Origin of the sequence: Kitasatospora sp. NPDC059327 (assembly GCF_042752535.1) — a bacterium.
Taxonomy (GTDB): Bacteria; Actinomycetota; Actinomycetes; order Streptomycetales; family Streptomycetaceae; genus Kitasatospora.
The window spans coordinates 25,501-33,534 of record NZ_JBHYYB010000035.1; the positions used below are offsets into that span (position 1 = coordinate 25,501).

General features: G+C 70.3%; 6 protein-coding genes. 2 read left to right on the plus strand and 4 right to left on the minus strand.

Annotated elements, in window-relative coordinates:
* Nucleotides 1–51: 51 nt before the first annotated feature.
* Nucleotides 52–2,691 carry a valine--tRNA ligase gene (locus tag ACFXHB_RS21940; RefSeq protein WP_380576279.1) on the minus strand — a complete coding sequence of 880 codons (2,640 nt, stop codon included), beginning with the start codon at nucleotides 2,689–2,691 and terminating at the stop codon, nucleotides 52–54.
* Between the two features lie 186 nt (nucleotides 2,692–2,877).
* Here ACFXHB_RS21940 and ACFXHB_RS21945 point away from each other — a divergent pair, with 186 nt between their 5' ends.
* Nucleotides 2,878–3,792 carry a hypothetical protein gene (locus ACFXHB_RS21945; RefSeq protein WP_380576280.1) on the plus strand — a complete coding sequence of 305 codons (915 nt, stop codon included), beginning with the start codon at nucleotides 2,878–2,880 and terminating at the stop codon, nucleotides 3,790–3,792.
* Nucleotides 3,793–3,875: 83 nt separating this feature from the next.
* A complete protein-coding gene (locus ACFXHB_RS21950; RefSeq protein WP_380576281.1) occupies nucleotides 3,876–4,691 on the plus strand; it encodes a hypothetical protein in 816 nt (271 codons plus the stop codon).
* A gap of 79 nt (nucleotides 4,692–4,770) precedes the next feature.
* On the opposite strand, the gene clpX is transcribed toward ACFXHB_RS21950, so the two are convergent.
* The 3 genes from clpX to ACFXHB_RS21965 all read right to left on the minus strand — a co-directional run bounded on the left by clpX (nucleotide 4,771) and on the right by ACFXHB_RS21965 (nucleotide 7,681).
* Nucleotides 4,771–6,060 carry an ATP-dependent Clp protease ATP-binding subunit ClpX gene (gene clpX, locus ACFXHB_RS21955; protein WP_030397392.1) on the minus strand — a complete coding sequence of 430 codons (1,290 nt, stop codon included), beginning with the start codon at nucleotides 6,058–6,060 and terminating at the stop codon, nucleotides 4,771–4,773.
* A 282-nt stretch (nucleotides 6,061–6,342) separates the two neighbouring features.
* Complete coding sequence (locus ACFXHB_RS21960; RefSeq protein WP_327676905.1) at nucleotides 6,343–7,005, minus strand: ATP-dependent Clp protease proteolytic subunit; 663 nt, start codon at nucleotides 7,003–7,005, stop codon at nucleotides 6,343–6,345.
* 58 nt (nucleotides 7,006–7,063) lie between these two features.
* Entirely contained in the window at nucleotides 7,064–7,681 is a 618-nt protein-coding gene (locus ACFXHB_RS21965) for an ATP-dependent Clp protease proteolytic subunit (RefSeq protein WP_305067940.1), read from the minus strand.
* Nucleotides 7,682–8,034 lie beyond the last annotated feature (353 nt).

Genomic DNA, 8,034 nt, shown 5'->3' on the forward strand with positions numbered 1-8,034 from the left:
GCGGGATGCGGCCCCTGGCGGACCGTCGACGGGCCGGGCCCGTCGGCCGGGTCAGGCCTGCGGCAGCGCCGCGAGCTGAGCGGTGATCCGGGCGATGTCGGCCTCGGCGGCCTCCTGACGGCCCCGGATCTTGGCGACCACGTCGTCCGGCGCCTTGGCGAGGAACGCCTCGTTGCCGAGCTTGGCGGCGGTCTGGGCCTTCTCCTTCTCGGCGGCCGCGAGGTCCTTGGCCAGGCGCTTGCGCTCGGCCGCGACGTCGATGGTGCCGGAGAGGTCCAGCGCCACGGTGGCACCGGCGACCGGGAGCGAGGCGGTGGCCGCGAAGCCCTCCTCGGGCGCGGTCAGGCGCAGCAGCGAGCGGATCGCGTCCTCGTGGACGGCGAGCACGGTACCGCCGAGGTCCAGCTGGGCCGGCACCTTCTGCGCGGGCTGAAGGCCCTGGTCCGAGCGGAACCGGCGGACCTCGGTGACCACCTGCTGGAGCGTGGCGACCTCGGCCTCGGCCCCGGTGTCCCGGAAGCCGCTGTCCTCGGGCCACGCGGTGACCACCAGCGACTCGGCGCCGGTGAGCGTGGTCCACAGGGTGTCGGTGACGAACGGGACGATCGGGTGGAGCAGCCGCAGCGTGACGTCCAGGATCTCGCCCAGGACCCGGCGGGAGGCGTCGGCCTGCGCGCCGCCCTTGGCGAGGGTGGTCTTGGAGAGCTCGACGTACCAGTCGAACACCTCGTCCCAGGCGAAGTGGTAGAGCGTGTCCGAGACCTTGGCGAACTCGTAGTCGTCGTACAGCGCGTCCACCTCGGCGACGGTGGCGTTCAACCGCGACAGGATCCAGCGGTCGACCGCGGTCAGCTCCTGCGGCGCGGGGAGCGGGCCCTCGACGGTGGCACCGTTCATCAGCGCGAAACGGGTCGCGTTCCAGAGCTTGTTGCAGAAGTTGCGCGAGCCCTTGACCCAGTCCTCGCCGATCGGCACGTCGGCGCCGGGGTTCGCGCCGCGAGCCAGGGTGAAGCGGACGGCGTCGGCGCCGTAGGCGTCCATCCAGTCCAGCGGGTCCACGGCGGTGCCGGAGGACTTCGACATCTTCTTGCCGAACTCGTCGCGGACCAGGCCGGTCAGGGCGACGGTCTTGAACGGCGCCTGACCGTCCATCGCGTACAGGCCGAACATCATCATCCGGGCGACCCAGAAGAAGATGATGTCGTGGCCGGTGACCAGGACGTCGGTCGAGTAGAACTTCTCCAGGTCCGGGGTCCGCTCCGGCCAGCCGAGGGTGGAGAAGGGCCAGAGGCCGGAGGAGAACCAGGTGTCCAGGACGTCCGGGTCCTGGTGCCAGCCCTCGCCGGTCGGCGGCTGCTCGTCGGGGCCGACGCAGACGACCTCGCCGTCCGGGCCGTACCAGACCGGGATCCGGTGGCCCCACCAGAGCTGGCGCGAGATGCACCAGTCGTACATGTTGTCGACCCAGTCGAAGTAGCGGCGCTCCAGCTCCTTCGGGTGGATCTCCACCTTGCCGTCCCGGACGGCGTCGCCGGCGGCCTGGGCCAGCGGGGCGACCTTGACCCACCACTGCAGCGACAGGCGCGGCTCGACCACGGTGTGGCAGCGCGAGCAGTGGCCGACGGCGTGCATGTACGGGCGCTTCTCGGCGACGATCCGGCCCTGCTCGCGCAGCGCGCCGACCACGGCCGAGCGCGCCTCCAGCCGGTCCAGGCCGAGGAAGGGGCCGTGCACGGTGATCGCGCCGCGCTCGTCCATGACGCTCAGGTTCGGCAGGTTGTGGCGCTGCCCGATGGCGAAGTCGTTCGGGTCGTGCGCCGGGGTCACCTTGACGGCGCCGGTGCCGAACTCCGGATCGACGTGCTCGTCGGCGACGACCGGGATCTCCCGGTCCGTCAGCGGCAGCTTGATGGTCCGGCCGACCAGGTGCCGGTAGCGCTCGTCCTCCGGGTGGACGGCGACGGCGGTGTCGCCCAGCATCGTCTCGGCGCGGGTCGTGGCGACGATGATCGAGTCGTCGCCGTCCCCGTAGCGGATCGAGACCAGCTCGCCGGGGACCTCCTCGTGCTCCACCTCGATGTCGGAGAGCGCGGTGAGGCAGCGCGGGCACCAGTTGATGATGCGCTCGGCCCGGTAGATCAGACCGTCGTCGAAGAGGCGCTTGAAGATGGTCTGGACAGCCTGGGAGAGGCCCTCGTCCATCGTGAAGCGCTCGCGGGACCAGTCCACGCCGTCGCCGAGGCGGCGCATCTGGCCGAGGATCCTGCCGCCGTAGTTCTCCTTCCACTCCCAGACCTTCTCGACGAAGGCCTCCCGGCCCAGGTCGTGCCGGGAGAGACCGGACTCGGCGAGCTGCTGCTCCACCTTGTTCTGGGTGGCGATGCCGGCGTGGTCCATGCCGGGCAGCCAGAGCGTCTCGAAGCCCTGCATGCGCTTGCGGCGGGTCAGCGCGTCCATCAGCGTGTGCTGGAAGGCGTGGCCCAGGTGCAGCGCACCGGTGACGTTCGGCGGCGGGATGACGATGGTGTACGGGGGCTTGTCACTCTTCGCGTCGGCCGTGAAGTAACCGCGCTCTACCCAGCGCTCGTACAGCTCGCCCTCTACGTCCGCCGGAGCGTAGGTCGTCGGGAGGGTGGCTGCGTCGTCCCCGGCGTGAGTGTTCGCGGGGCGCTGGTTCGTGGTGTCGGTCACGACGCACAGTTTACGTACCTGCGGACGCGGGTTACGAACCGCTTTCGGTCCGGGCCGCCCCTCGCCCGGTCCGGACGGCCGTCGGCCCCGTGCGATAACGTGCCCGCACACTCGTCCGACCCCTGATACGGGTACGGACGACTTCGAATCGCGACAGGCCGCGGGTGCGGCGGGGGAGCACAACAGATGTACGGCCAGGGTCAGCAGTATCCGCAGGGTCAGCCGCAGCCGTACGGGGCACCGCAGCCCTACGGCGCGCCACAGCCGCAGCCGCCCTACGGGGCCCAGCCGCCCTACGGGGCCCAGCCGCCCTACGGGGCCCAGCCGCCCTACGGTCAGCCGCCGCAGCAGTACGGCTACCCGCCGCAGGGGGCGCCGGTGCCGCACTACGGCCCGCCCCAGCCGCAGGCCCCGTACGGCGCCCCGCAGCCGCCCTACGGCGCGGTGCCGCCGCAGGCCCCGTACGGCGCCCCCGGCTACCCGGCGGCGGCGCCGCCGAAGAAGGGCAAGGCCGGGCTGGTGATCGGCCTGGTGATCGGCGCCCTGGTCCTGGCCGGCGGCGGCTTCGGCCTCTACAAGGTGCTCGGCGGGGACACCGGCGGCGCCTACAAGATCACCGCCGCCCAGTCGCTGCCGGACGGCTACACCCAGAAGTCGGCCAAGGAGCAGGCGGCCGACCCGAGCAAGGCCGACACCTCCAAGCTCGGCAAGGACCTCCACGTGCTGATCGCCGGCTACGCCAAGGGCGCCGACCCGCTGGACACCATCAGCGTGATCGGCGTCTACGGGGTGCTCGACGACCCGGACAAGATCATGGAGGACTCCAAGAAGCCCGGCGAGGGCGGCAGCTGGACCACCCCGCTGACCGAGTTCCCGGCCCAGGACAGCCACAGCTCCTCGGCCAAGCTCTCCTGCGGCGTCTACGGCGTGCTCGGCGGCAAGTCGCAGTCCACCGTCTGCGTCTGGGCCGACAAGTCGACCACGGCCCGGGTCTCGTTCCTGAAGTCCAGCCTCACCGGCACCGCCCAGCCGGCGCTCACCCCGGCCCAGGCCGCCGAGAAGACCCGGGCGATCCGCTCGGCCATGGTCGTCGCCAAGTAACCACCCACCGTCCCGGCTGCCACCCGGCCCCGGGTGGGAGTGCGCCACGTCCGCCGTTCCTCCCGTCCCAAGAAAGGGCCACCGTGACCGACCAGAACCCCTACGGCACCCCGCCGCCGCCCGCCGGACAGCCGTACGGCGGCGCTCCCGTGCCGCCCCAGCAGCCCGGCTACGGCGCGACTCCCCCGCCGCCGCCCGCCGCCCCCGCCTGGGGCGCCGTCCCGCCGCAGGCCGCGCCGCCCGGGTACCCGCCGGCGGAGGGCCAGGCCGGTCATCCGGGCTACGGCGCGTACGCCCCGGTGCCGCCGCGCAAGTCCCGCAAGACGCTCTGGATCCTGCTGGGCGTGTTCGTCGGCGTGCTGGCGCTGATCGGTGCCGGCCTCGCGTACTTCGTCTTCGACGTGACGTCCAACGCCGGCACCCAGAAGATCGTCCTGCCGACCGCGTTCAAGGACCTCACCAAGGACGACGACAACGAGATCGCCCAGGCGATGGAGAAGGAGATCACCTCCGAGTTCGGCAAGGGCGACGGCGCCTGGAACCCGACCGGCGTCAGCGCCGTCTACCAGGACTCGGCGCAGGAGCCCCAGCTCATCGTGGTCGGCGGCTACGGCAAGGTGCTGCTCCCCAAGCAGGAGCTGGACGCCATGTTCAAGGGCTTCTCGTCCGGCGGCCCCACGGTCACCGACCGGCACGCGGTCGACGCCGGCTCGAAGGGCGGCACCATGGAGTGCGCCAAGGCCACCCAGGCCGGCAGCGACCTCGGCATCTGCGCCTGGGCCGACAACAGCACCCTGGTGCTGCTGATGCAGGCACCGGAGGAGGGCAAGGCGCCGAACCTGGAGAAGCTGGCCGCCGACGCCCGCGACCTGCGCGCGGTCGCCGAGGTCGCGAAGTAGCGCTCACCCCCGCGCCCCTGACGTCGAAGGGCCCCCGGAGACCGACCGACGGTCTCCGGGGGCCCTTTCCGGCGGAAGGTCAGGCGCTCTTGTCGCGCCGCTCCCGCTTGATCATGTCGCGCGGGACGAGCGTGGGGATCGCGTGCTTGGAGACGACGTCCCCGGTCACCACCACGCGGGCGACGTCCTGACGCGAGGGCACCTCGTACATCACGGACATCAGCACCTCCTCCATGATGGCCCGCAGACCGCGCGCGCCGGTGCCGCGCAGGATCGCCTGGTCGGCGATGGCCTCCAGCGCGTCACGGGAGAACTCCAGCTCGACGCCGTCCAGTTCGAAGAGCTTGCGGTACTGCTTGACCAGCGCGTTCTTCGGCTCGGTGAGGATCTGCAGCAGCGCCTCGCGGTCGAGGTTGTGCACGCTGGTGATCACCGGGAGGCGGCCGATGAACTCCGGGATCATGCCGAACTTGACCAGGTCCTCCGGCATCACCTGACGGAAGTGGTCGCTGGCGTCCTGCTCCCGCTTGGACCGGATGTTCGCGCCGAAGCCGATGCCCTTGGCACCCGCGCGGCCCTCGATGATCCGCTCCAGACCGGCGAACGCGCCGCCCACGATGAACAGCACGTTGGTGGTGTCGATCTGGATGAACTCCTGGTGCGGGTGCTTGCGACCGCCCTGCGGCGGCACCGACGCGGTGGTGCCCTCCAGGATCTTCAGCAGCGCCTGCTGCACGCCCTCGCCGGAGACGTCCCGGGTGATCGACGGGTTCTCGCTCTTGCGGGCGACCTTGTCGATCTCGTCGATGTAGATGATCCCGGTCTCGGCCTTCTTGACGTCGTAGTCGGCCGCCTGGATCAGCTTCAGCAGGATGTTCTCGACGTCCTCGCCGACGTACCCGGCCTCGGTCAGCGCGGTGGCGTCGGCGATCGCGAAGGGCACGTTCAGCATCCGGGCCAGCGTCTGCGCCAGCAGCGTCTTGCCGGATCCGGTCGGGCCGAGCAGCAGGATGTTGGACTTCGCCAGCTCGATGGCGTCCTCACGGCCGTTGCCGCCGCTGCGGCCGGCCTCGCCCGCCTGCACGCGCTTGTAGTGGTTGTAGACCGCCACCGACAGCGCCTTCTTGGCGAGGTCCTGGCCGACCACGTACTGGTCCAGGAACTCGTAGATCTCGCGCGGCTTCGGGAGCTCCTCGAAACGCACCTCGGAGGTCTCGGCGAGCTCCTCCTCGATGATCTCGTTGCACAGGTCGATGCACTCGTCGCAGATGTACACGCCTGGGCCGGCGATCAGCTTCTTCACCTGCTTCTGCGACTTGCCGCAGAACGAGCACTTGAGCAGGTCGCCACCGTCTCCGATGCGTGCCACGAGGTGCTTCCCCTTCGCCAGGGGCCCCGCGGGGGTTCCGGGGCCTGGTGCTGTGGACCGTCTACGCCGACGGCGATCGGTCTCGCTATCCGACGGTACTCTGCCGGGCCGCTGATTCCGTCCTCTTCGCCAGGTCTGCCCTACGCCCTGGGCGAATTGATACCGAACAGATGCCGGCGGTCGTGCCGCCGATGCGCCGGGGGCGGGGCGCGCGACAACCGGCGCGCCCCGCCCGGGAGCTCCGTCCCGCCCGCCGGGGGGCGGGGCGGGAGAGTGCCGACCTCAGGAGGTCAGCGAGGCCTTGCGGGTGGAGATGACGAGGTCGACCAGACCGTACTCGACGGCCTCCTCGGCGGTCAGGATCTTGTCGCGCTCGATGTCGTCGCGGACCTGCTCCACCGACTTGTTGGAGTGCTTGGAGAGCATCTCCTCCAGCTGCTCGCGCATCCGGAAGATCTCCCGGGCCTGGATCTCCAGGTCGGAGACCTGGCCGCGGCCGGTCTCGGTGTACGGCTGGTGGATCAGGATGCGGGCGTTCGGCAGCGCCATCCGCTTGCCGGGGGTGCCGGCCGCGAGCAGCACGGCCGCCGCGGAGGCCGCCTGGCCCATGCAGACGGTGGTGATGTCCGGCTTCACGTACTGCATGGTGTCGTAGATGGCCGTCAGGGCCGTGAACGAGCCGCCGGGCGAGTTGATGTACATCTGGATCTCGCGGTCCGGGTCCATCGACTCCAGGCAGAGCAGCTGGGCCATGATGTCGTTCGCGGAGACGTCGTCGACCTGCGAGCCGAGGAAGATGATGCGCTCCTCGAACAGCTTGGCGTACGGGTCGTACTCACGGATGCCCTGCGAGGTGCGCTCGACGAAGCGCGGGACGATGTAGCGGCCCTCGGCGCGCATGTCCTCGACGCGTGCCTTGGCGCTGGACAGGCTGGGGATGTTCATGGGGGTTCTAGTCCTCCGGAGCGTTGTGGCTGTGGTCTCGTGGAGCCGGGGCCGAGGCTCAGGCGCCCGTGCCGCCGCCGCCGGGGACGTCCGCGGCGCTGTGCATGATCGCGTCGATCAGGCCGTACTCCAGGGCCTCCTCGGGCGTGAACCAGCGGTCGCGGTCGGAGTCCGCGGTGATCTGCTCGAAGGACTGGCCGCTGTGGAAGGCGATCAGCTCGGACATCCGCTTCTTGGTGCGGAGCAGCTGCTCCGCCTGGATGCGGATGTCGGTGGCCGAACCGCCGAGACCGGCGGAGGGCTGGTGCATCAGGATGTTGGCGTTCGGCAGCGAGAAGCGCTTGCCCTTGGCGCCGGCGGTCAGCAGGAACTGCCCCATCGAGGCGGCCATGCCCATGGCGATGGTGACGACGTCGTTCTTGATGTACTGCATGGTGTCGTAGATCGCCATGCCGGCCGAGATCGAGCCGCCCGGAGAGTTGATGTAAAGGAAGATGTCCTTGTCCGGGTCCGCGGCCAGCAGGAGCAGCTGGGCGGTGATCTTGTTGGCGATGTCGTCGTCGACCTGCTGGCCGAGGAAGATGATCCGCTCGTTGAGCAGCCGGTTGTAGACCTGGTCGCCCAGGCCGCCGAGCACGTCACCAGAGGCGGCGTGCGGCGCCATCGGGCCAGGCATCTGCATCTGCGGGAACGTCACTTAGCCACCTGCTCAGTCGATTTGGAGGGCCGTCGCACGGCTCTCACGGTGTCGCACAGCTTCCGGGTATCACGGTGTGATTGTTGCTGTCCAAGGACCCTAACGCGCAGGCCGGGCCGCAGAATCCCTCACGCAGAACTGTTCGCTGTGAGCGCAGGGTTCACCACGCGGGCCCGGGGACCGGCCCGGACGGGCCGGGGAGCGCGGCGGCCCCCCGACCGGTCGGGGAAAGCGGCGGGGCCGCCGGGACCGGGCGCGCCGGCGCGCCCCCCGGGGGGGCAAAGACAATACACGAGAACAATAAAAAAAACAAAACCACCCACAACAACAAC

What these genes read in the sequence shown, in the direction of transcription:
- ACFXHB_RS21945 (WP_380576280.1), top strand. Translation starts at nt 2,878, where the DNA reads ATGTACGGCCAGGGTCAGCAGTATCCGCAGGGTCAGCCGCAGCCGTAC.
- ACFXHB_RS21960 (WP_327676905.1), bottom strand. Translation starts at nt 7,005, where the DNA reads ATGAACATCCCCAGCCTGTCCAGCGCCAAGGCACGCGTCGAGGACATG.
- ACFXHB_RS21965 (WP_305067940.1), bottom strand. Translation starts at nt 7,681, where the DNA reads ATGCCTGGCCCGATGGCGCCGCACGCCGCCTCTGGTGACGTGCTCGGC.